The organism is Alteriqipengyuania lutimaris (assembly GCF_003363135.1).
Lineage (GTDB): Bacteria > Pseudomonadota > Alphaproteobacteria > Sphingomonadales > Sphingomonadaceae > Alteriqipengyuania > Alteriqipengyuania lutimaris.
Window position 1 is genome coordinate 1686570 of the sequence record NZ_QRBB01000001.1, and the last position, 21963, is coordinate 1708532.

Consider the following 21963-nt stretch of genomic DNA (forward strand, 5'->3'; position numbering starts at 1 on the left):
ATGGTCGATCGGGACGGTCAGAACATTCGCGATCCAGCGGATCGCGAGCAGGGGGACGAGACCGCCTCGGTCGAGACTACGGACGAAGGACAGGGCGATTCGCAGGCTCCCGAGCCCGAAGAAGGCACCCAGGCCGAGGAGCAGCACGTCGAAAACACGCCCGCCATGCCGCTGGAAAGCGGGTCCGACGAAGGCGGAACGGTGGCCGAAGATCGGCACGAGCTTTACGATCTGGACGAGACCGATGGGGACACTGAGATCGACGAAGGCGAGGAAGACCTTGTGACCGGGGACGATGATCTTGGCCTGGTCAGCGACGACGATGCCCTACCCTGGCTCGAATCGTCCGACTACGACGAGGTAGAAAGCGTCGATGCATGGCGCGTCACCGGTTTCGTGGTGCTCGGCCTGGTCATGCTGGCGTTGCTGGTCGGCGGGATCTGGTACTTCACCCAGCGCGGCGACAGCGGCGAGCCGGAGGCCGACGGCAGCACGATTGCCGCGCCCGATACACCCTACAAGGAACGGCCCGAGGACCCGGGCGGCAAGACCTTCGAAGGCACGGGCGACATGGCGCCGGCCGTGGGCGAGGGCGAAAGCCGCGAAGGCCGCCTCGCCGAGAAATCCGCCACGCCCGAACCGATCGCGAAAGCCGACCCGGTCGAAGAACCGGCGGAACGCCCCAGCACCCCGGCTGCGACCGATAACCGCATTGCCGTGCAGGTCGGCGCCTATCGGGACGAAGCGACCGCGCGGGAAGGCTGGCGCCAGCTCAACCGCCAGACCGACGCGCTGTCGGGCGTCGAATACCGGATCGTGCGCGGCGAAGCCGATATCGGCACGGTCTATCGCCTGCAGGCGCTGCCCGGTAATATGAGCGCCGCTCGCCGTCTCGCCAGCGCGCTGGAGGCAGATGGAGTCGCGAGCCAGATCAAGCGGTAGATACCTGCGCACACGTGATCGAACCCCGGGTGCGCAGGCCTGCTGCGCCCGGCTTTCCACCGCCACGCGGGGCGCGCGGCTTGCAGGTGGTGCGGTTTGCGGCCACTTTTGAAAGATCATGACCCCAGCAATCTTCGGCTGTTCCGGCCCCGAACTCACGGCCGACGAACGCGATTTCTTCCGCGATGCGGACCCGGCTGGCTACATCCTGTTCCAGCGCAATTGCGTGGACGCGGACCAGTTGCGGCGACTGACCGATGCCTTGCGCGAGATTCACGGGCGCGAGCGGCTACTGGTCTCGATCGACCAGGAAGGCGGCCGCGTGGCGCGGCTCGGCCCGCCCGAGTGGCACAGGTGGCCCGCGCCCGCGCGGTTCGGCGAACTCTATGCACGCGCGCCCGCCTCCGCCATCGAGGCGCTGCGCCTCAACAGCAAGGCGATGGCGACCGAGCTGGCTGCTGCGGGGATCTCGGTCGATTTCCACGCGCCCTTCGATGTCGCTCGTCCGGAGACCGACGACGTGATCGGCGACCGCGCTCTCGGTTCCGATCCGATGCAGGTCGCGGCGCTGGGGCGCGCGATCCTCGACGGGATGGCGGCGGGCGGCGTGGTCGGCTGCCTCAAGCACATGCCGGGCCACGGACGCGCGACTGCGGACAGCCACAAGGAACTGCCCCGCGTGGAGGCTCCGGATACCGAGCTTGCGGTCGACATCGCCCCATTCCAGACGCTCGCCCAGCGCGCGAGCATAGGAATGACCGCGCATATCGTCTTCACCGAGTGGGATGCGGAGCGCCCGGCCACCCAGTCGGCGTGGGTGGTCGAGAACATCATCCGCCACCGGATCGGCTTCGACGGCCTGCTGCTGAGCGACGATATCGACATGCAGGCGCTCGACGGATCGATCCCCGAGCGCTCGGTCCGCGCGCTCGAAGCGGGGTGCGACATCGTGCTCAATTGCTGGGCGAAGATGGACGACATGGTCGGCATCGCCGAAGCCTGCAGCCCGATCCGGACCGAGAGCGCTGCCCGGCTGGACGAGGCGCTGGCCAGCGTGACCCGGCCCTCCGAGACCGCCGTGATCGAGGATCTGTGCGCGCAGCGCGACGCGCTGTTCGCGGCGGCGGGCCTCTCGCTGTGATCGATCGCCCTTCGACCGAGGCCGAAGGCGGCACAATCCTCGATTTCGGGCCGGCGGGCAGCGACGACTGGGCCGGTGTCGCCGCGCCGGACGTCACGGGCAGTCCCGGTCAGGGCGCGCTGTATCTCGCGCTCGACGGGTGGGAAGGGCCGCTCGACCTGCTGCTCGAACTGGCGCGCAAGCAGAAGGTGGACCTGCGCGAAATCTCGATTCTGTCGCTGGTCGATCAGTACCTCGATTTCCTCGACGGTGCGGAGCAGTTGAAACTCGAAGTCGCCGCCGACTATCTCGTGATGGCGGCATGGCTGGCCTACCTCAAATCCGCGCTGCTGCTGCCCAAGGACGAGCAGGAGGACCCGAGCCCCGAGGAGCTGGCGCTGAGGCTGCAATTACGGCTCCAGCGGCTGGGCGCGATGCGCGAGGCTGCCGGCCGCCTGATGGGCCGCGACCGGGTGGGCCGCGATGTCTTCCTGCGCGGCGCGCCCGAGGGATTGCGGACCGATCGCACGATCAGCTGGCAGGTGGAGTATTACGATCTCGTCCGGGCTTACGGGCAGGTGAAGGCCCGCAATGCGCCGGCACTTCACACCGTGCGCGACCGGCAGGTGATGACGCTCGAAAGCGCGCTCGACCGCGTTTCGTCCATGCTGGGCGTGACGCTCGACTGGATGGAGCTGCGCGACTTCTTGCCACCGGCAGCCGATGCCAAGCTGCGCAAGTCGGCGATGGCGAGCAGCTTCGTCGCGGCGCTGGAACTCGCGCGGACCGGGCGGGCCGAACTCGCGCAGGACGATATTTTCGGCCCCTTGCGCCTGCGCCGTATTCGCGGCGGAGCACAAGCGTGAGCGGGCAGGGAAGCGACGGCGAACCCGGTGCGCTAGACCGCGCGCTGGAAGCGACGCTGTTTGCCACCGAGGATGCCCTCACGGTAGACCAGATCGCGACCCACCTGGGCGATGCCGACAAGGCCGATGTACGCTCCGCCCTCGCGCGGCTCGCGCAATTCTATGCCCCGCGCGGGATTCACCTCGTGGAGCGTGGCAAGCGCTGGCACTTTCAGACGGCACCCGATTGCGCGCACCTGCTGCGCAAGGAGCGCGAATCGCTGCGCAAGCTCAGCCGTGCGGCGACAGAGGTGCTCGCGATCATCGCCTACCACGAGCCGGTCAGCCGGGCGGAAATCGAGTCGATTCGCGGGGTACAGACCTCGGGTGGGACGCTCGACGTGCTGATGGAAGCGGGGTGGGTAAAGCCGGCGGGACGCCGCGAAGTGCCGGGCCGGCCGGTGATCTATGCCACGACGCCAGATTTCCTGCGGCACTTCAGCCTGGAATCGCGCCGGGACCTGCCAGGAATCGACGAATTGCGCGCCACCGGCATGCTCGATCCCGTGCAGGAGGCCTTCGAGGCGGAAATGGCCGAACCATCGGACGAGGGTGATGCGTCGCCTGAGCAATGATCCGCGCAGCAGCGCTGGAAGTCCTGCCCGGCAATCCCTATAGCAAGTCCCAAGGTCATGCAGAGGCACATATGTTCGGTCAAATCGGTATCTGGCAAATTCTCATCGTCGCGCTGGTCGTGCTCGTATTGTTCGGGCGCGGGCGGATTTCGGAAATGATGGGCGATTTCGGGAAGGGCGTCAGCAGCTTCAAGAAGGGCCTCAACGACGATGACTCCAAGCAGGACGACAAGCCTGCCGCGCGCATCGAAGGACCTGCCCATGAGGCGAAGCCCGCGGGCGAAACGGTGAACGAGAGCAAGTCCGCCGAGACCACCGACCGTACGTCCTGATCGGTAGAAAGGGGCTGGAATAGCCCATGTTCGATATCGGCGCCGCCGAAATCCTGGTGATCGCGATCGTCGCGATTCTCGTGATCGGCCCCAAGGACATGCCGATGGCGATGCGTACGGCTGGCCGATGGATCGGCCAGATCCGGCGCGTCTCCAGCCATTTCCGCGCGGGCATCGACGCCATGGTGCGCGAGGCGGAGATGGAAGACATGGAAAAGAAGTGGCAGGAGCGCAACGCGCAGATCATGCGCGATCACCCCGGTGAAATGACGCCGCTACCGCCGAGCCCCCCCGCCGACGACGCTTCCGGCCCCCAAGATGAGCAGGAGGGGGCGCGAGCTTCTGCTTCACACGACCCGCACTCGGACGATCCTGTTCCCAATGAGGGTCCGTCCCCGGCATCCGCCGAAGCGCGCATGCGTCCGGTGGACAAGGACATCGAAAGCGGGGCGGAGCCGCAGCTCCCGCTCGAGAAAGACGGCAAGGCCTGAGAATGGGTATCCTGCGCGATATCGACGAAACCCAGGCTCCACTGATGGAGCATCTGGTGGAACTGCGCGGGCGGCTGCTGCGCTCGGTCCTCGTGCTGGCGGTGGCCTTCGGCGTATGTTTCTACTTCGCCGACGATATTCTCGCCTTCCTCGCGCGGCCGCTGGCCGAGGCTTTTCCCGAAGGGAAGGGACGGCTGGTCTATACCAGGCTGTACGAGGTGTTCTTCGTCGAGTTGAAGGTCGCGCTGTTCGCGGCTTTCTGCGTCAGCTTCCCTGTGATCGCCAACCAGTTGTGGGCCTTCGTCGCGCCCGGTCTCTATGCGCGCGAGAAGAAAGCGTTCCTGCCCTTCCTGATCGCGACCCCCGTGCTGTTCACGGCTGGGGCGAGTCTTGCCTATTTCGTCGTCATGCCGACGGCATTCCGCTTCTTTCTCGGCTTCCAGGGCGAGGCGGCGGGCCTGCCGATCGAGGCACTGCCCAGCGCGGGCGATTACCTCAGCCTCGTGATGCAGTTCATCCTCGCTTTCGGGATCAGTTTCCTGCTGCCGGTGCTGCTGCTCCTGCTCGAGCGCGCCGGCATCGTGTCGCGCGCATCGCTGGCCAAGATACGGCGTTACGTGATCGTCGGCGTCGTGGCAGTCGCAGCCGTGGTAACGCCGCCTGATCCAGGGTCGCAGCTGATCCTTGCCGGGCCGCTCTACCTGCTGTTCGAAGGATCGCTGCTGCTGATGCTGATCCTCGAGCGGCGCGAGCGGGGCAAGGAAAGCAGCGAGCCGGAGACGACCACGTCCGCCTAAGCACGGCGCCATGTTCGGCGCGATCTCGATGCGGCGCACTCCCCGTACAGTGCCGTTCCCTATGTCCTTAGCCAATACATGGCGCCACAGGCAGGCGATCTGCTTCGCGGGCTTCTAGAACGACACGGAAGTGCGGTGTCGGGCAATGCGTTCGAGCACGGAAATCTCGGCAAGTCATATCAGACAACAAAAAAGGGCCCCCGAAACGGGAGCCCTTCTTCGTAACTCGGTAAGTCGCGGTGGACTTACGGGCTGACGGCGTCGGGAACTTCGTCGTTGTCTTCGTCGCTGGCAGCAACCACGACACCGGCGATGATCGCGGCAACCGCAAGCGCGCCGAGGAGGGCGCCGCCACCAAGTTCGCTTTCGCCTTCGACCGGAGCCGAAGCGCGATCGAACGAAACTTCAGCAACCGCAGGGGCTGCAGCGAGCGACAAAGCGGCAGCGGCAGCGGCCATGGTGCGGATCTTCATACGAACGTCTCCTTGGGTGTATTCTTGTTTTTCAAAACTGTCGGCGGGCTAATGGCTGTTTTCCGGATCGAATGCAATCCGAAAAATTCCCTAAAAGCAACGGTGCAATCTGTTGTTGCCTAATAGCAACGCTCGGTTTTGGACTTTGTTTCAGGCGCTGGTCGGCAGGTCCACGTCATCGTCGTTTTCGGTGACAAGCAGGACCGTGGCGACAACCGCGGCGAGGCCGATCGCGCCGAGGATCACGCCGGGCCCGCCACCCAGTTCACTATCGCCTTCGACCGGCGCCGCCGTGCGTGCAAGCGATTCCGCGGCAAGCGGGGCGCTGGCGAGGACCAGCGCAGTGGCGAGTAGGGCAAATTTGTGCATTTTCCAAATCTCCTTGCAGCCTTGCGGCGAAACCTGAGCGATCAGAAGCAATGCACACGCTCGGCGCGCGCTGGCCACCCCCGCCAAGCAATCGAGGGCGCGTTACGCCGGGCGTGTGTAAATTTGATTACCAGGTTCCTGCGATAACCGAAGAGCCTCTGATCTTGGGCGGTTTAATGTGCCTAGTCGCCTTTGCGGTAAGCCCGCGTTCCACCAACCCAGGTCTCCAGCACCTCGGTGTCCCGGATCGCTTCGGGTGAGATGCGAGAGATATCCCGATCGATTACGACGAAGTCGGCGCGTTCCCCTTCGACCAGTCGCCCGAAGCGTCCCTCGGCCATTCCGGCATAAGCGGCGTCGCTGGTGAAGCCCTGCCAAGCTTCGAGGCGCGAAAGCCGTTCGGCCGGCATCCACCCCCCGGGCGGTAGGCCATCGCCGTCGATCCGCGACATCGCCACGGCGAGCCCGACGAAGGGATTGGCCGATTCGACCGGTGCATCCGAGCCGAGCGCGAGGCGCGCGCCGGCGTCCTCGAGGCTCGACCATGCATAGGCCCCCGCCAGGCGATTCTGACCCAATCGCGCTGCGGCCATCAACCGGTCCGATGTCTGATGGACCGGCTGGACCGAGGCAATGATCCCGTATTCGCCGAATCGCTCGATATCGGCCGGGTCGATGATCTGCGCATGTTCGATCCGCCAGCGCCGGTCGCCCTTGTAGCTTTCGGACAACTCCTCGATCGCAGAAAGCGCTTCGGCATTGGCGGCATCGCCGATCGCATGCACCGCCACCTGATAATTCTCGAGCGCGGCCCGGCTCATCATGTTGCGCAGCTGCGCGTCGGTCAGCAGGGGCAGACCGGTGTTCTCTGGGTCGTCGGAATAGGGCTGCTTGAGCCATGCGCCGCGCGAGCCGAGCGCGCCGTCGAGGTAGAGCTTCACCCCGTTCAGACGCAGCCGGTCATCGTACAGCCAGGGAGTCGGCCCGGTCCCGCCGATCGCTTCCATCGCCTCGATCCCGGCAGCGTAGGACATGATCCGGATGCGCAGCTGGCCGGTGTCGCCCGCGCGGCGATAGGTCTGCCAGTCCGCCATCGTGGTGCCCATGTCTGCGGCGGCGGTGATCCCCTGCGACAGCAGGGTTTTCTGCGCTTCCTGCAGCGCGAGGTCGAGATCGACGCCGCGCGGTTCGGGCACCACTTTCTGGACAAGCTCGGCCGCCGCATCGACGAAGACGCCGGTCGGCGCGCCGGACGCATCGCGTTCGATGCGTCCTCCGGCGGGGTCTTCGGTCTCCGCGGTAATCCCCGCCATTTCCAGCGCGGTCGTGTTCGCCCAGCTTGCATGTCCGTCGACACGCTCCAGCAGAACGGGCCTGCCTGCGACGGCGCGGTCCAGTTCCTGGGCGGTGGGGAACCGGCCGAGGTCCCATTCCTCCTGATTCCAGCCACGGCCCAGGATCCACGGGCGCCCCGGGTTCTCCCGCGCGAACTGCTCGATCAGCGCGAGCGCCTCCTCGAGCGAGCCCGTCTGCGACAGGTCCAGTGTCAGCGCGCCGAAGCCGATGCCCATCACGTGCAGGTGTGCATCGATCATGCCCGGCACGATGATCTGGCCCTTCATGTCGGAGAGGTAGGTCGGGCGCTCGGGGCGATCGTCACCCTTGTCGAGCACTTCGATGATCGTGCCGTCGTCGTCCACCCACAGGCCGGTGAAACGATCGATGTCGCCGTCCTCGTCGATCCGGATGCCCTGGACGTTATCGATCAGGACGTCGGCACTGGCGGGGACGCTCACCGATGCAGCGCAGATGGCGGCGAGCGACACGCCGAGCTTTGAAAAGAGCTTCATGGAAAAGGTCTGCTTTTGAGGGATGATGTTCGTGCGATTGGATGCAGGCGTACCGCCGATGCGCCAGCCTGCCAATGGGCCCGCCGACATACGCTGGCGGGGCGGAGCGCGCACAACAATTCGTCGGCCGGAACACATTTCATTGCGAGGCCGCATTCGCGACGATAGGCAGCGGCCCATGACAGCTCCGGTTTCCAATCCGCTCGACCAGCTCACCATCGATGACGTCCGCGCCGCGCAGCAGCGTATTGCAGGCTCGGTCGTGCGAACCCCCATGCTGCACTCGCAGACGCTGTCGGGAATTGCCGGGGCGGAAATCTGGCTCAAGTTCGAGAATCTGCAGTTCACCGCTGCCTACAAGGAGCGGGGAGCGCTCAACGCGCTTCTGCTGTTGGATGAAGAGCGGCGCGCGCGCGGCGTCATTGCCGCCTCGGCCGGCAATCACAGCCAGGGGCTTTCCTACCATGGCACACGGCTGGGCGTGCCAGTCACCATCGTCATGCCGCGCACGACGCCCGCGGTGAAAGTGATGCAGACCGAAAGTGTCGGCGGTCAGGTCGAGCTGCACGGCGAAACTTTCGACGATGCCTACGCGCATGCTCGCGCGCTGGAGCAGGAGCGGGGGCTGACCTTCGTGCACCCCTTCGACGATCCCGACGTCGCCGCAGGGGCGGGCACCGTCGCGCTCGAAATGCTGGAGGACCAGCCCGATCTCGACTGCATGGTCGTGCCAATCGGTGGCGGCGGCCTGTTGAGCGGCATGTCGACGGTCGCCAGGGCGCTGAACCCTGACATGCATATCGTCGGGGTCGAGGCCGCGCTCTTCCCTTCGATGCACAACGTGCTGGGTGGAGTGTCGATGGCGATCGGCGGCGATACGCTGGCCGAGGGGATCGCGGTGAAAGAGCCGGGCACCTTCACCCGTGCGATCATCAAGGAGCGGGTCGACGAAATACTGCTGGTCGACGAGCCGCACCTCGAACATGCTGTCGCGCTGCTGCTGCAGATCGAGAAAACCGTGGTCGAAGGCGCGGGTGCGGCAGGGCTCGGCGCGGTGATGGCGAACAAGGAAAAATTCGCGGGCAAGAAGATCGGGCTGCCGCTGTGCGGGGGCAACATCGATTCGCGCCTGCTCGCCACCGTGCTGCTGCGCAATCTGGCTCGTGAGGGACGACTCGCGCGGCTGCGCATCTCGCTTAAGGATCAGCCGGGCTCGCTGCATAAGGTCATCAGCCTGTTCGAGCGGCACAACGTCAATATCATCGAGGTCTATCACCAGCGCGTGTTCACGAAGCTGCCGGCGAAGGGCCTCATCACCGATATCGAGTGCGAGGCGCGCAACAAGAGCCAGGTCGATGCCCTGATCGCGGATATGCGCGGTGCAGGGTACGACGTCCACGCAATCGAGCTTGCCTGATCAAGGGATTCGGTATTGTACGCATGTGCAAAATTAGAACCGGTTAACCTTACTTCGTGGTTAAGACCCTTTCTCGATAGCTCTGCCTGAGGCATACCGCTGCCTAGCCGCCGATCACTCGATTCACATTCGCCCGCAGGAGCGCCAGGCCTAGCCGTGACTGCCCCCGTTCGTTTCCCCCGCTTCTTCGTGACGAGCCCCGCGCCTTGCCCCTATCTTGCGGGAAAGACCGAGCGGAAGGTGTTCACCGAGCTCAAGGGACCGCATTCGGAACAGCTCAACGAAGCGCTTGGGCGGATCGGTTTCCGGCGCAGCCAGACAGTTGCCTATCGGCCCAGCTGCGCCGACTGCCAGGCCTGCGTCTCGGTCCGCGTAGTGGCCAACGAATTCGCCCCGTCGAAGGCGCAGAAGCGGATCCTCAAGCGCAACAGCGATCTCGTGGTGACCGAATGCCGCCCCTGGGCGACCAGCGAACAGTTCGAATTGCTGCGCGATTACCTCTCCAAGCGCCACCCCGAAGGCGGGATGACGCGAATGGACGAAGTTGACTACGCGGATATGGTGGAGCACACGCCTGTTTCGAGCTATGTGCTTGAATACAGGGAACCCACAACCGATGGATCGGTTGGGCGGCTGGTAGGGGCGTGTCTGACCGACCGCCAAGGCGACGGGCTGTCGATGATCTACAGCTTCTATGACGCCGATGATGAGGTACGCTCCGGTCTTGGCAACTACATCATTCTCGATCACATCCGGCGCGCTGCCGACGAAGGCCTCCCTTACGTCTACCTCGGCTACTGGGTCGAAGGATCGCCGCGCATGCAATACAAGATCCGCTACCGACCGCTCGAACGCCTCGGTCCACGCGGATGGCGCCGGCTCAGCACCGAAGAGCAGGATCGCCTCATTCGCGATGCAGTGCGCGGCAATGCCTCTTGCGGTGCCGCCGGCTCGGGTGACAAGGCGCTCGCCGTCAGCCGCTAGGCCGCTTCGTTCTGCCTGCCTTTCCGCAATAGCGCTCGTCCTTGCGGGCCAGTCTGCGGCTGCGCTGGCGCAGGACCGCGATGCCAATGCAGAGCTCGAGGCGCTGATCCCCGACGAAGCGCTGGACGATCCCGAAAGCTGGGCGGCCGACGGCATTCCGCCCGAAGAACCCTCTCCGATCGATGGTCCCGATCCTTTCCCGGCCGATCTGCCCGAGCTCGAACCGGAAAGCCCGCTGTCGGAACTGCCCGGCCTGACCATCGAATGGCCCGCCCCCCTCGAACTGCCCGATGTCGAGCAGGTCGAAGACGACGGATCGGCCGAGTTCAGCGAAGACAATCCGCTCGAATCGGGGCCAATGCTGATCGATCCGGTCGTCGTGGATCTTACCGAACAGTTGGCATTGGCCTTCCCTTCCGAACCGGGTGCGTTTCCACAGCAGGACGAATTCGTCTCGCAGTTCGAAACGCTGTCCTCGATCGAGGCCTACGGCGATACCGAAGCGAATGTCGGCCAGCTCGGCGCGCGCGCGCGCGAAGACCAGGAAATCCTCACCCGCCTGCTCCGCGCCTATGGCTATTACGACGGCGAGATCATTCGTGAGGTCGGCCCCAACCTGATCGACGGGTCGGACACGCGCCCGCAGGTGCGCTTCAACATCCTGCCGGGCGAGCGTTTCCGCTTCGGCGAGATCGACCTGGGCGCGCTCGAGCAGGCGCCCGATTCGCGGGTCCTGCGCCAGTCGTTCGGGCTTTTCCCCGGTGATTTTGTGGACAGTTACGAGATTATTCGCGAGCGCGCGGACCTCGACGTCACGCTCGGCAATACCGGCTTTCCCTTCGCCGAGATCGACGGCCCGGAACTGCTGATCGATCACGCCCGCACGCAAAGCGACCTGACCATGCCGGTGCGCCCGAACGGGCAGTACAATTTCGGTCGCGTCATCTCCGACCTGCCCGATTTCCTGTCGAGCGAGCATCTCGCCTCGATCGCGCGGTTCGAGCCGGGCGACCTCTACAGCCGCGAGCTGGAGCAGGACCTGCGCCGGGCGATCATCGCCACCGGGCTGGTCTCTTCGGTCACGATCACGCCGGTCGAAGCCGAACCGCCGACCGACGGATCGCCGGGTACCGTCGACATGAATGTCGGCCTGACCGAAGCTGAGTTGCGCACGATTGCGGGCGCGATCGGCTACGGCACCGAGGAAGGCTTCCGGATCGCGGCCAGCTGGGAGCATCGCAACCTCTTCCCGCCCGAAGGCGCGCTGCGCGTGCGCGGAATCGCAGGCACGCAGGAGCAGCTGCTCGGCGTCACCTTCCGCAAGAGCAATTTCGGCGGGCGCGACCGAATCCTGACGCTCGACGCCTTCGCCGGCTCGCTCGACAATGCGGCCTTCGCTGCCAACACCGCAGGCTTCATCGGCACCTACGAACGCCCTTCGACGCTTCTGTTCCAGAAGCCGTTCAGCTGGAGCATAGGGCTGGAACTCGTGGCTTCGGACGAGCGCTTGGCCTTCGACAGCGATAACAGCGATCTGATCGACCCAGAACCGCCCGAACGACAGACCTATTTCGTCGCCGCGGTGCCGGGCTTCGCGCAGATCGATACCAGTGACGACCTGCTCAATCCCACCGAGGGCTTCCGCGTCTCGATGCGTGCCTCGCCCGAGGTTTCGCATACCGAAGGCATGCAGAGCTTCTACATCCGCAACCAGGCCGATGCGTCCTATTATCGACAGATCGGCGATGATGGTCCCATTCTGGCGGGCCGGATCCGCTTGGGTTCGATCAACGGAGCGCCGCTCGGCAATATCGCGCCCTCGCGCCGCTTTTTCGCCGGTGGCGGCGGGTCGGTGCGCGGCTACGGCTTCCGCGAGGTTGGCCCGCGTAACGAGGATGGCGATCCGACCGGCGGGCGCTCGCTGCTCGAACTGTCGGCCGAAGCACGCATTCCCACGCCCCTTTTCAACGGTGCGGTGCAGGTGGTGCCGTTCGTGGACGCCGGGTCGGTCAGCACCCAGCAATATCCCGACTTCGAGGACATTCGGATCGGCGCCGGGCTGGGCGTGCGTTACCTCACCGGGTTCGGCCCGCTCAGGCTCGACGTGGCATTTCCGGTCAACCCGCGGCCGAGCGACAGCTTCGTCGCGGTCTATGTCAGCCTTGGGCAGGCCTTCTGATGGTCGATACCCCGATGAGCGAAGATGCCGTGGCCGAGCAGCGGGCAGACGAGGACGCACCGCGCCGCAAGAGCGTGTCGGGCCGGATCGCCAGGTGGGCGATCGGCATCGTCGCCGTGCTGGCGCTGCTGGTCGCGGGTTTCCTGCTCGGCCTCAATACGCCGATCGGCAAGCGCTGGATCGTCGAACAGGTCGCAAATATCGAGCCCGAAACGGGCCTGGGCATCTCGATCGGCCGGATAGAGGGCAATATTTACAGCGACGTCGTTCTGCACGATCTGGCGCTGTCCGATCCGCAGGGCGTTTTCCTCACCGTGCCGCGCGCCGAAGTGGAATGGCATCCGCTCGCGTGGCTGACCAGCGGGCTCGACATCGATTCCATCCGTGCCGAGCGCGGCGAGGTCCTGCGTTTGCCCGAGCTTAATCCGGGCGATCCCGACGCACCCGTGCTGCCGCAGTTCAATATCGACATCGGAGCGTTCGAACTCGTCGACTGGACGCTCGCGCCCGGACTTGCGGGGGACGAGCGGCGGCGCGTCAATCTTTCGGGCAGCGCCGATATCCGGCAGGGCCGCGCGATAGTCCAAGCCGACGGGCGCTTCGGCGAAGGCGATCGGCTGGTGCTCGACCTGACGGCCGAGCCCGATGGCGACATCTTCGATGCCGACGTGCGCATCGATGCGCCCGAGGGCGGGGTGATCACCAGCCTTACCGGTCTCGATGGCGCCTATGCCGCGCGTCTTGCGGGTGAGGGCACGTGGAGCGACTGGGCGGGCAGGCTGCTCGTCAACCGCGACGGAGAACGGGTGGCTGCTTTCGACCTGACGCTGGATGATGGCACCTACGGCATTGTCGGCCAGGCCGATACCTCGCCTTTCCTGACCGGGATTCCGCAGCGCGCGCTGGGGCCGGACACGCGGATCGATGCCTCCGGCACTTTTGCGGACCGGATGATCGACGGTCGGCTCGAACTGTTTGGGCAGGGCATCGGTCTGGTCGCGGAAGGCACCGCCGATCTGGCGGACAACAGCGCCGATGGCATCGAGTTCGTCGCCGATCTGCGCGACCCGCAGCTGTTCGGCGACAGTTTCCGCATCGAAGGCGCACAGGCCTCCGGCACGATCGACGGGGCCTTCCGCGATCTTTCGGTTCCCTTCCGGCTGGTCGCGGATCGTTTCTCCGCCGGGACCACCACGATCACCGGTATCGCGCAAGAGGGTACGGTCACCTACGACGGCAGCCGCTGGGTGATTCCCGTGGACGCAAGCGTCGGCCGGATCGCGACCGGCAACGAGCTGGCCGACCCGCGGCTGGTCAACGGTACTGTTAACGGCCAGCTGGTTTATACTGGGCGCGAATTGCTCTCCGATTCCCTCCGGATAAATTTCCCCGACGCGAGCGCGCAATTGTCGCTGCGCGGCGATATCGCAAACAACCGCTGGCAGGTGCGCGGCCCGGCCGCGGTCAACGGGCTGCTGTTCGAGCAGGTCGGGCGCGTCAACGCGGGCGGCACGATCGACTTCGTTTTCGACGGAGCCTGGCGCCTTTCCGCCGATGTGCGCGGCCAGATCCCGCGCGTCACCAATGACACGCTCGCCAATCTCGCGGGTCCGCTGATCGATTTTTCGGGCGGCGTGTCGCTCGCGCAGAACGCGCCGATCGATTTCCGCCAAGTGCGGATCGATTCGCGCAAGCTCACCATGGTGATCGACGGGCAGGTGGCGCCGGGCACCACGCGGGTCGCCGGACGCGGGCGGCAGGCGGACTACGGCCCATTCACGGTCGAGGCGTCGCTGACCGATGCGGGGCCCGAAGCAGTCCTTGTCTTCGCCAGTCCGCTGCCTGCGGCGGGCCTGCGCGACGTGCGCGTTGCCATCAGTCCGATCGAAGAAGGCTTCGGGATCGAGACCGAAGGCGAGTCGATGCTGGGTGCCTTCGACGGTGAACTCGGCCTCTACTCCCCTGCGGGTGGTCCCACGCGTCTTGCGATCCAGCGTCTGACCGTCGCCGAGACCGAGCTGACCGGAGAGATCACGCTGCTCGATGGCGCGGCCGCCGGGCAGATCGCATTGGCCGGTGGCGGTCTCGACGGAACGATCGAACTCAGCTCTCGCGAGGGTGGCCAGGCTTTCGATGTCACGCTCGCGGCAAGGAATGCGCAATTCGGCGGGCCCAACGCGCTCTCGATCGCGATTGCCGATATCGATGCCAGCGGCCTTATCGTCGACGGGAACTCGACCATTCGGGGCGAGGCCGACGGGCAGGGCATCCGCTATGGCTCGCTCTTCATCGGGCGCCTGACCGCCGATGCCGAGCTGGTGAACGGCCGGGGGAGCGTCAACGGCGCGATCGCCGGGCGGCGCGGGCGTGGCTTTGCCTTGCAGCTTGCCGCGGATATCGCGCCGGAGCGGATTGCGGTGGCGGCGCGGGGCAACCTTGCGGGGCGCGATGTCTCGATGCCGCGTCGCGCCGTCCTGACTACGGGCGAGGATGGCGGCTGGAACCTGCAGCGCACGCAGGTCAATTTCGGCGATGGCTATCTGATCGCAGAAGGCCAGCTGGGCGGCGGGGAGACGCGGGTCGCTCTCGATGTCGAACAGATACCGCTCTCGGTCGCCGATATCGTCCTCGGCGATGCCGGGCTGGGCGGTACCATCTCCGGCGCGATCACCTATGCCGCGCCCGAAGGCGGCCTGCCGACGGGCGAAGCGCGCGTGCGGGTGGATGGCTTCACCCGCTCGGGCGTGATCCTCGCGTCGCGACCGATCGACCTCTCGCTTGTCGCGCGGCTCGATCCCGACAGGTTGCAGGCGCGTGCGGTGCTGGAGGACAACGGGTCCGAAGGCGGACGCGTCCAGGCGCTCATCTCGGGACTGCCTCGCAGTGGCGGTCTCGCCGAAAGATTGCAGAGCGGCGATCTCGTGGCGCAGTTGCGCTATCGCGGCCCCGCGCAATCGCTCTGGCGCCTCGCGGCGATCGACCTTCTGGACTTCTCCGGACCGGTCGCAGTCGCCGCCGACGTGCGCGGAACGCTCGCCAACCCGAGCGTGCGCGGCTCACTTTCGAGCGACGACCTGCGTGTGCAAAGCTCGATTTCGGGCACCGATATCCGCGACGCGACCGTTCGCGGCGATTTCGCCGGGTCGCGCCTGCGCATCAACAGCTTCCAGGGAACGGCACCCAATGGTGGCGCGATCAGTGGCAGCGGGGTGGTCGATCTGTCCAATCTCGGTGCGGGTCGCGGTCCCGAAATCGACATCCGGGCAGCCGCCCGCGAAGCGCAGCTGATCAATGCGCGCGGGCTGAATGCGACGGTCACGGGCCCGCTGCGGATCGTATCCAACGGCTCCGGCGGCACCATCGCGGGCCGCCTGCTGGTCGAGCGGGCCAGCTGGAGGCTCGGCAACGGCGCGGAAACCGTGGAGATTCCCAACATTCCCACGCGCGAGATCAATCTGCCCCGCGATCGTTTCCAGCCGCAAGAACCGGGGGCGCCCTGGCGCTTCCTGATCGATGCGCGTGCGCCGAGCCGGGTCGATGTCGACGGGCTCGGCCTCGACAGCGAATGGAGCGCGGATGTGCGCGTGCGCGGCACAACGGAGGAGATGCGGATCGGAGGCGAGGCAAACCTGATCCGGGGCGATTACACCTTCGCGGGCGCGCGTTTCGAAGTCACCCGCGGCCGGATCGAATTCGACCAGAGCCGTGCGATCGACCCTCGCCTCGATATCGAGGCACAGACCGACAGCGAGGGGATCGAGGTTACGGTGAACATTACCGGCAACGCGCTCGAGCCCGAAATCAGGTTCAGCTCGATCCCCGCCTTGCCCGACGAGGAAATCCTCTCGCGGCTCCTGTTTGGCGGTTCGATCACCAGCCTCTCTGCCACCGATGCGGTGCAACTCGGTGCAGCGGTCGCCTCGCTGCGCGGCGGTGGCGGACTCGATCCGATCAACCAGTTGCGCAGTGCGATTGGGCTCGACCGGCTACGGATCGTCTCCGCCGATCCGGTCCTCGATCGCGGTACCTCGATTGCGCTGGGCAAGAATATCGGGCGGCGCTTCTATGTCGAACTGATCACGGACGGGCAGGGCTATAGCGCGACCGATGCCGAGTTCCGCATCACGAGCTGGCTCTCGCTGCTGGCGACCGTGTCCACCGTCGGGCGCAACAGCGTGTCTATCGAGGCGAGCCGGGACTACTGATGTCGCGATAGCTGGCGCAAGCATGCAACGCCCAAGTTGCGCGAAGGCAACACAAATCTCGGTGTGGAGCAAATGAGGCGGCTGATGCATGGACGAAACGCATGGCAGCCACCATCTGCCGCTCCGATAAATGGATAAACGGCATTTGGCGGACCTATGGCCTCGACGACAGATCAGTTGCTGGTGTGCGATCTCACCCAGAGTTATTCCCCGAAGGGCGGGGGCGGGATCAGCACCTACCTGAAGGAAAAGCAGCGCTTCATACGTGACAACACCAATCACCGCCTGCTCCAGATCGTGCCGGGGCCCGAGACGAAGATCGTCGAGGATGGACGTCTGATCTGGTGCGAGATCGCGGCGGGCGGGATCGAGAACAGCCCCAATTACCGCTTCATCACCAAGACCGGACCGGTGCGCGAAGTGCTCGAGCGGTATCGGCCTGACATCATCGAATCGCTTTGCCCGTGGGTGCTTCCCTGGACCGCGATCAACCACCGCCGCCATTACCCCGAAACCGCGCTGGTTGCGGGATACCGTACGGACTTTCCCGAGGCACAGGTCCATCGCGTCGCGGTGAAGCTGTTCGGTCGCCATCTCGCGCGTTTCTGGCGGTGGCAGGCCTGCTGCTACGGCGAGATCACCTATCGCGAATTCGACAGGGTCTATGTGCTGGGCGAAGACAGCATCCCAACGCTGACGCGGATGAAGGTGCACGATGTCGATCGGCTGAAGCTGGGTGTGCACGCCGACCTCTTCAGCCCCGACAAGGCCGATCCGGGCTTTCGGGCGGAGATGGGGCTGGACCATACCAAGGGGCCGCTGCTGATCTACGCCGGACGGATCGATTACGAGAAAGGTGCGGACCAGCTGATCGAGATGTTCCGCAAGCTGCCGGCCGAACTCGATGCCGCGCTGGTGATGCTGGGCGATGGCAAGCTGACGCCTGAACTGAAGGAAGCGGCAAAGGGCATGGCTGTCGCGTTCCCGGGCTTCCTCAAAGGGCGGACCGAAATGGCGCGCGCGCTTGCCTCGTCCGATGTCTACGTGTCGGCCATGCCGAGCGAGACCTTCGGGATTTCGATCATCGAAGCGCAGGCTTGCGGGCTGCCGGTGATCGGGGTGGACAGCGGCGCGATGCCGAGCCGCGTGTCGCCGAGCAACGGCGTGCTCGTGCCCGTCGGCAATACCGATGCGATGGCGCAGGCGGTGCAGAATATCTGGCCCGCGCGCGCAGAGGCCATGGGACGCGAGGCGCGTGCGGTGGTGGAGCGCGAATATAGCTGGGACGCGACCTTCACCCATCTGTTCGACACGATCTATCCTAAGGCGCTCGACGCGGCCGAGGCACGTGTGCGCCGCGGTCCGCTGGGCTTCCGCCCGGTCCACAAGTTCCTCAACGGCACCGCCTGACGCGCAGGTTTGGGGGTGACAAGAGCTCTTGACTGACAAGAGCTCTTGACTGTAAAGAGCTCTTGTCAGCGCCCATGATGGGCGCTGCCGGGGGAATGGGCCGGTGAAGAACCGTGTGAAGCACTACCGCGAAGGCGCGGGCTGGAGCCAGGGCGAGCTTGCCCGGCGGCTCGGCGTGTCTCGCCAGACGATCAACGCGGTCGAAACCGACAAGTACGACCCCTCTCTCCCGCTGGCACTGCGCATGGCAAAGCTGTTCGCCGCCGCCGTGCCGGACCTGTTTATCGACGATTGGACCCCGGAGAAAAATCCATGAGCCCGAGCTTGAAGCAGTTCTCTCCCGATCCTCGCAAGAAGATGCTCGTTTCGGCTCTGTTCGGCGCGCTCGCTGGCTTTTTCGGGATTACATTGCTCTTTCGCTGGACAGATGCTGCCGAGGCTGGCGATTCTTCGTTGATCCTGGCGGGTGTCGGCTTCGCTTATCTGGCAATGGGACTGATGGTCGGCCTCGGCACGCTGATGCCCCGGGCCGGTTCGAAGGTTCTCAATGTTGAGGATAGCGATGAACTGGTGGAGAGTCGGCGGCCATTGCTCGCCAGTTCGCTCGCCAATGTCGTTCTGGGCGCGATGATGATCGTGCTCGCCAATAGTGGCACGGGAGAACCGATCTCCGTGGAAATCGCGGTGGCAAGCGTGCTCGGTGCCTTGGCGATCGCGGGGCTTCTGACCGTGAAAAGCTGGAAATATCAGGACGAGCTGATGCGTCAGGTCAGCCTGGAAGGAGCGAGCGTTGCAGGGGCGCTTGTCCTTGTGACGCTGCTGGTGTGGAGCGCCTTCGCGATGAACGGCATCGGGCCGGCATTCGATGCCAAGCTGGTTGTCGCGCTGGTCATGGCAATGACGCTGGTTGGGGCGTTCGTTGCCACAGGCGCCCGCGGAATGCTCAAGCCCCGCTGAGCCGTCCTGGCGTCAAAAAGGCCGCCGGATATGCTCCGGCGGCCCTCCTGGTGATCCGAAAGGATCGGCGCGGGTTTACGCGCTGTAATACATGTCGAATTCGACCGCCGAGGGGGTCGTTTCCAGCCGCACGACCTCTTCCCACTTCAGTTCGATATAGGCGTCGATCTGGTCCTTGGTGAACACATCGCCCTTCAGCAGGAATTCGTTGTCTTCCTCAAGAGCGATCAGTGCTTCGCGCAAGCTGCCGCACACGGTCGGCACGTCCGCCAGTTCGGCGGGCGGCAGGTCGTAGAGGTTCTTGTCCATCGCTTCGCCGGGGTGGATCTTGTTGGTGATCCCGTCGAGGCCCGCCATCAGCAGCGCCGAATAGGCGAGGTAGGGGTTGGCCATCGCATCGGGGAAGCGGAACTCGACGCGCTTCGCCTTGTCGCCCGCCCCGTAGGGGATGCGGCACGAGGCGGAGCGGTTGCGCGCAGAATATGCCAGCAGCACCGGCGCCTCGAAGCCCGGCACCAGTCGCTTATAGCTGTTGGTGGTCGGGTTGGTGAAGGCGTTCAGGGCCTTGGCGTGCTTGATGACGCCGCCGATGTAATAGAGGCAGTTGTCGGACAGGCCGGCGTAGCCGGTGCCCGCGAATGTCGGCTTGCCGTCCTTCCAGATCGACATGTGGGTGTGCATGCCGCTGCCGTTATCGTCCTTGATCGGCTTGGGCATGAAGGTGGCCGACTTGCCGTACAGATGCGCGACCTGGTGCACGACATACTTGTAGATCTGCATCTGGTCGGCGGTTTCGGTCAGGGTCGAGAAGGTGAGCCCCAGTTCGTGCTGCGCAGCCGCCACCTCGTGGTGGTGCTTGTCGCAGTCGAGGCCCATCTCGATCATGGTCGAAACCATCTCGCCGCGAATGTCGACGGCGCTGTCGACCGGGGCGACGGGGAAGTAGCCGCCCTTGGCACGCGGCCGGTGGGCCATGTTGCCGCTCTCGTATTCCTTGCCCGAGTTGGTAGGCAGTTCGACATCGTCGATCGCGAAGCCCGATCCGGCGTAGCCGTCTTCGAAGCGCACGTCGTCGAACATGAAGAATTCGGCTTCCGGGCCGACATAGACGGTGTCGCCGATACCGGTCGACTTGAGATAGTTCTCCGCCCGCTTGGCGGTGGAGCGGGGATCGCGCGCGTACCAGTCGCCCGTGTTGGGCTCCACGATGTCGCAGAAGATGATCATCATCGGTGTCGCGCTGAACGGATCGATGTAGGTCCGCGACAGATCGGGCCGCAGGATCATGTCGCTTTCGTTGATGACCTTCCACCCGGCGATGGACGATCCATCGAACATCAGGCCGTCTTCCAGTTCATCCTCGCCCAGCACGCTGGCGACCATCGTGAGATGCTGCCACTTGCCCTTGGGATCGGTGAATCGAAGGTCGACCCACTCGATATCGTTTTCCTTGATCTGCTTCAGAGTCTCGCTGGCAGTTGACATGGTGCTCCTTTCGGATGGGACCGGCATGCGATGCCGGGGGAGGGGATGCCCTTGTTAAAGGGCGTCGTCGTCGCGCTCTCCGGTACGGATCCGGAGTGCGTTTTCGATGGATGACACAAAGATCTTGCCGTCGCCGATCCGGCCGGTCTGCGCGGCACCGGAGATCGCTTCGACGACGCGTTCGGCGAGCGCATCGGGCACGACCACTTCGAGTTTCACCTTGGGAAGGAAATCGACGACATACTCGGCGCCGCGATACAGCTCGGTATGGCCCTTCTGCCGGCCGAAGCCCTTGGCTTCGGTCACCGTGATGCCCGAAACGCCCACCTCGTGGAGCGCTTCCTTCACCTCGTCGAGCTTGAAGGGCTTGATGATCGCTTCGATCTTTTTCACCGCGGCTGGTGTCCTCCGAACGCCGATGCCGATGCGAGTCGGCAGCTTGTCACATTGAGCCTAGTGCAATGTTGCACTGCGATAAAGGGGCAAGTTCTTTGCGTAATCCGGGCCGATCGCTGCCGGAATCTGTTCAGCGCAGTCGCAGTGAAGCAGTTTCCGGAAAGCCGGCCATCAGGTTGAGATTCTGGATCGCCGCGCCGCTCGCGCCCTTGCCGAGATTGTCGAGCGTCGCGACCAGGCGCGCGTTCCAGCCGCCGGCGTTTCCGAACACGGCCACCGCCATGCCATCGTCGGGATCGGGATCGCGGTGGATCAGAAGTTCTGCGGGCGTCTCGCCCGAGCGAACGGACACGACGGGCGAGCCTGCGTAGAACGCTTCGAGTTCGTCCCTCAGCGCGTCGGCCGATGGATCGGTCGCCATCGCCCCCAGGTGCAGCGGCACCTCCACCAGCATCCCGCGATAGGCGGGCACGACCGAAGGCGCGAAAAGCACGCCATGGTCGAGCCCGGCATGCTGCTGCATCTCCGGAAGGTGCTTGTGACTGAGGTCGAGCCCGTAGGCGCGAAAGGCGATGTCGGGTTCTTCCTCGAACCGCTCGATCAGGGCCTTGCCGCCGCCCGAATAGCCGCTGACCGCATTGACGGTGAAGGGCCAGTCGGCAGGCAGCAACCCGGCGCGCACCAATGGCGCGACGAGCGCTAGGAAGCCTGTCGGATAGCAGCCCGGATTGCCTACGCGGCTCGCTTCGGCGATCGCGTCGCGGCCGATCAGTTCGGGAAAACCATAGGTCCAGCCATCGGCCACCCGGTGCGCGGAGGATGCATCGACGATCCGCGTCGCGCTTGCCGGGTCGACCAGCGCGACCGCTTCGCGCGCGGCGTCGTCGGGCAGGCACAGGACCGCGAAGGGGTGCTCGTTCAGCGCCTCGCGCCGCGCGGACGCGTCCTTACGCCGCGCGTCATCGAGCACCACTGGCTCGAAATGCGGATGCGCCTCGAGCCGCGCGACGATCTCCAGACCGGTCGTTCCGGCGGCGCCATCGACGAAGACGGGGACGGTCACAGCGCGCCGGCCA

The 21963-nt window shown here is 65.2% G+C and carries 20 protein-coding genes; 14 read left to right on the plus strand and 6 right to left on the minus strand.

The window, feature by feature from the left end; genetic code table 11:
* From DL238_RS07965 to tatC, 7 genes are all read left to right on the plus strand, one after another.
* Nucleotides 1-942: an SPOR domain-containing protein gene (locus tag DL238_RS07965; RefSeq protein ID WP_115491770.1), complete on the plus strand. Its 942-nt coding sequence runs from the start codon at nucleotides 1-3 to the stop codon at nucleotides 940-942.
* Nucleotides 943-1060: 118 nt separating this feature from the next.
* On the plus strand, nucleotides 1061-2083 hold the full coding sequence (gene nagZ, locus DL238_RS07970) for a beta-N-acetylhexosaminidase (RefSeq protein WP_115491771.1): 1023 nt from the start codon (nucleotides 1061-1063) through the stop codon (nucleotides 2081-2083).
* 35 nt (nucleotides 2084-2118) lie between these two features.
* Nucleotides 2119-2928 carry a segregation and condensation protein A gene (locus tag DL238_RS07975; protein WP_115492832.1) on the plus strand — a complete coding sequence of 270 codons (810 nt, stop codon included), beginning with the start codon at nucleotides 2119-2121 and terminating at the stop codon, nucleotides 2926-2928.
* Nucleotides 2925-3542, plus strand: coding sequence for an SMC-Scp complex subunit ScpB (gene scpB / locus DL238_RS07980; RefSeq protein WP_181883865.1), 618 nt, complete (start codon nucleotides 2925-2927; stop codon nucleotides 3540-3542). The genes DL238_RS07975 and scpB overlap by 4 nt, the downstream gene beginning before the upstream one ends.
* A gap of 71 nt (nucleotides 3543-3613) precedes the next feature.
* Nucleotides 3614-3874: a twin-arginine translocase TatA/TatE family subunit gene (gene tatA, locus DL238_RS07985; protein WP_115492834.1), complete on the plus strand. Its 261-nt coding sequence runs from the start codon at nucleotides 3614-3616 to the stop codon at nucleotides 3872-3874.
* A gap of 26 nt (nucleotides 3875-3900) precedes the next feature.
* The gene (gene tatB, locus DL238_RS07990; RefSeq protein WP_115491772.1) at nucleotides 3901-4365 is read left to right on the plus strand and encodes a Sec-independent protein translocase protein TatB; all 465 of its coding nucleotides are present in this window, start codon (nucleotides 3901-3903) and stop codon (nucleotides 4363-4365) included.
* Between the two features lie 2 nt (nucleotides 4366-4367).
* Nucleotides 4368-5162 (plus strand): twin-arginine translocase subunit TatC, encoded by a 795-nt coding sequence (tatC, locus tag DL238_RS07995; RefSeq protein ID WP_115491773.1) that lies wholly within the window; start codon nucleotides 4368-4370, stop codon nucleotides 5160-5162.
* 245 nt (nucleotides 5163-5407) lie between these two features.
* On the opposite strand, the gene DL238_RS08000 is transcribed toward tatC, so the two are convergent.
* From DL238_RS08000 to DL238_RS08010, 3 genes are all read right to left on the minus strand, one after another.
* Entirely contained in the window at nucleotides 5408-5635 is a 228-nt protein-coding gene (locus DL238_RS08000; protein WP_115491774.1) for a hypothetical protein, read from the minus strand.
* 150 nt (nucleotides 5636-5785) lie between these two features.
* Nucleotides 5786-6004 carry a hypothetical protein gene (locus DL238_RS08005; protein WP_115491775.1) on the minus strand — a complete coding sequence of 73 codons (219 nt, stop codon included), beginning with the start codon at nucleotides 6002-6004 and terminating at the stop codon, nucleotides 5786-5788.
* A gap of 182 nt (nucleotides 6005-6186) precedes the next feature.
* Nucleotides 6187-7854 (minus strand): amidohydrolase, encoded by a 1668-nt coding sequence (locus tag DL238_RS08010; RefSeq protein ID WP_115492835.1) that lies wholly within the window; start codon nucleotides 7852-7854, stop codon nucleotides 6187-6189.
* Nucleotides 7855-8032: 178 nt separating this feature from the next.
* Between DL238_RS08010 and DL238_RS08015 the strand changes: the two genes are divergently transcribed.
* The 7 genes from DL238_RS08015 (at nucleotide 8033) to DL238_RS08045 (ending at nucleotide 19006) form a co-directional block, all read left to right on the plus strand.
* Complete coding sequence (locus DL238_RS08015) at nucleotides 8033-9271, plus strand: threonine ammonia-lyase (protein WP_115491776.1); 1239 nt, start codon at nucleotides 8033-8035, stop codon at nucleotides 9269-9271.
* Between the two features lie 156 nt (nucleotides 9272-9427).
* Complete coding sequence (locus DL238_RS08020; RefSeq protein ID WP_115491777.1) at nucleotides 9428-10255, plus strand: arginyltransferase; 828 nt, start codon at nucleotides 9428-9430, stop codon at nucleotides 10253-10255.
* Nucleotides 10227-12434, plus strand: coding sequence for an autotransporter assembly complex protein TamA (locus DL238_RS08025; protein WP_234031013.1), 2208 nt, complete (start codon nucleotides 10227-10229; stop codon nucleotides 12432-12434). Before DL238_RS08020 ends, DL238_RS08025 begins: the two co-directional genes overlap by 29 nt.
* Nucleotides 12434-16639: a translocation/assembly module TamB domain-containing protein gene (locus DL238_RS08030; protein ID WP_234031014.1), complete on the plus strand. Its 4206-nt coding sequence runs from the start codon at nucleotides 12434-12436 to the stop codon at nucleotides 16637-16639. The genes DL238_RS08025 and DL238_RS08030 overlap by 1 nt, the downstream gene beginning before the upstream one ends.
* A gap of 156 nt (nucleotides 16640-16795) precedes the next feature.
* Nucleotides 16796-18049, plus strand: a complete 1254-nt coding sequence (locus DL238_RS08035; protein WP_115491778.1) for a glycosyltransferase — start codon at nucleotides 16796-16798, stop codon at nucleotides 18047-18049.
* A 103-nt stretch (nucleotides 18050-18152) separates the two neighbouring features.
* Entirely contained in the window at nucleotides 18153-18365 is a 213-nt protein-coding gene (locus tag DL238_RS08040; protein WP_115491779.1) for a helix-turn-helix transcriptional regulator, read from the plus strand.
* A complete protein-coding gene (locus DL238_RS08045) occupies nucleotides 18362-19006 on the plus strand; it encodes a hypothetical protein (protein WP_115491780.1) in 645 nt (214 codons plus the stop codon). The genes DL238_RS08040 and DL238_RS08045 overlap by 4 nt, the downstream gene beginning before the upstream one ends.
* Before the next feature lie 75 nt (nucleotides 19007-19081).
* Here the strand turns inward: DL238_RS08045 and glnA are convergent, their stop codons facing one another.
* The 3 genes from glnA to argC form a co-directional block, all read right to left on the minus strand.
* Nucleotides 19082-20491, minus strand: a complete 1410-nt coding sequence (glnA, locus tag DL238_RS08050; protein WP_115491781.1) for a type I glutamate--ammonia ligase — start codon at nucleotides 20489-20491, stop codon at nucleotides 19082-19084.
* A 54-nt stretch (nucleotides 20492-20545) separates the two neighbouring features.
* Nucleotides 20546-20884 (minus strand): P-II family nitrogen regulator, encoded by a 339-nt coding sequence (locus DL238_RS08055; RefSeq protein ID WP_115491782.1) that lies wholly within the window; start codon nucleotides 20882-20884, stop codon nucleotides 20546-20548.
* Nucleotides 20885-21017: 133 nt separating this feature from the next.
* A complete protein-coding gene (argC, locus tag DL238_RS08060; protein ID WP_115491783.1) occupies nucleotides 21018-21950 on the minus strand; it encodes an N-acetyl-gamma-glutamyl-phosphate reductase in 933 nt (310 codons plus the stop codon).
* Between the last annotated feature and the right edge of the window lie 13 nt (nucleotides 21951-21963).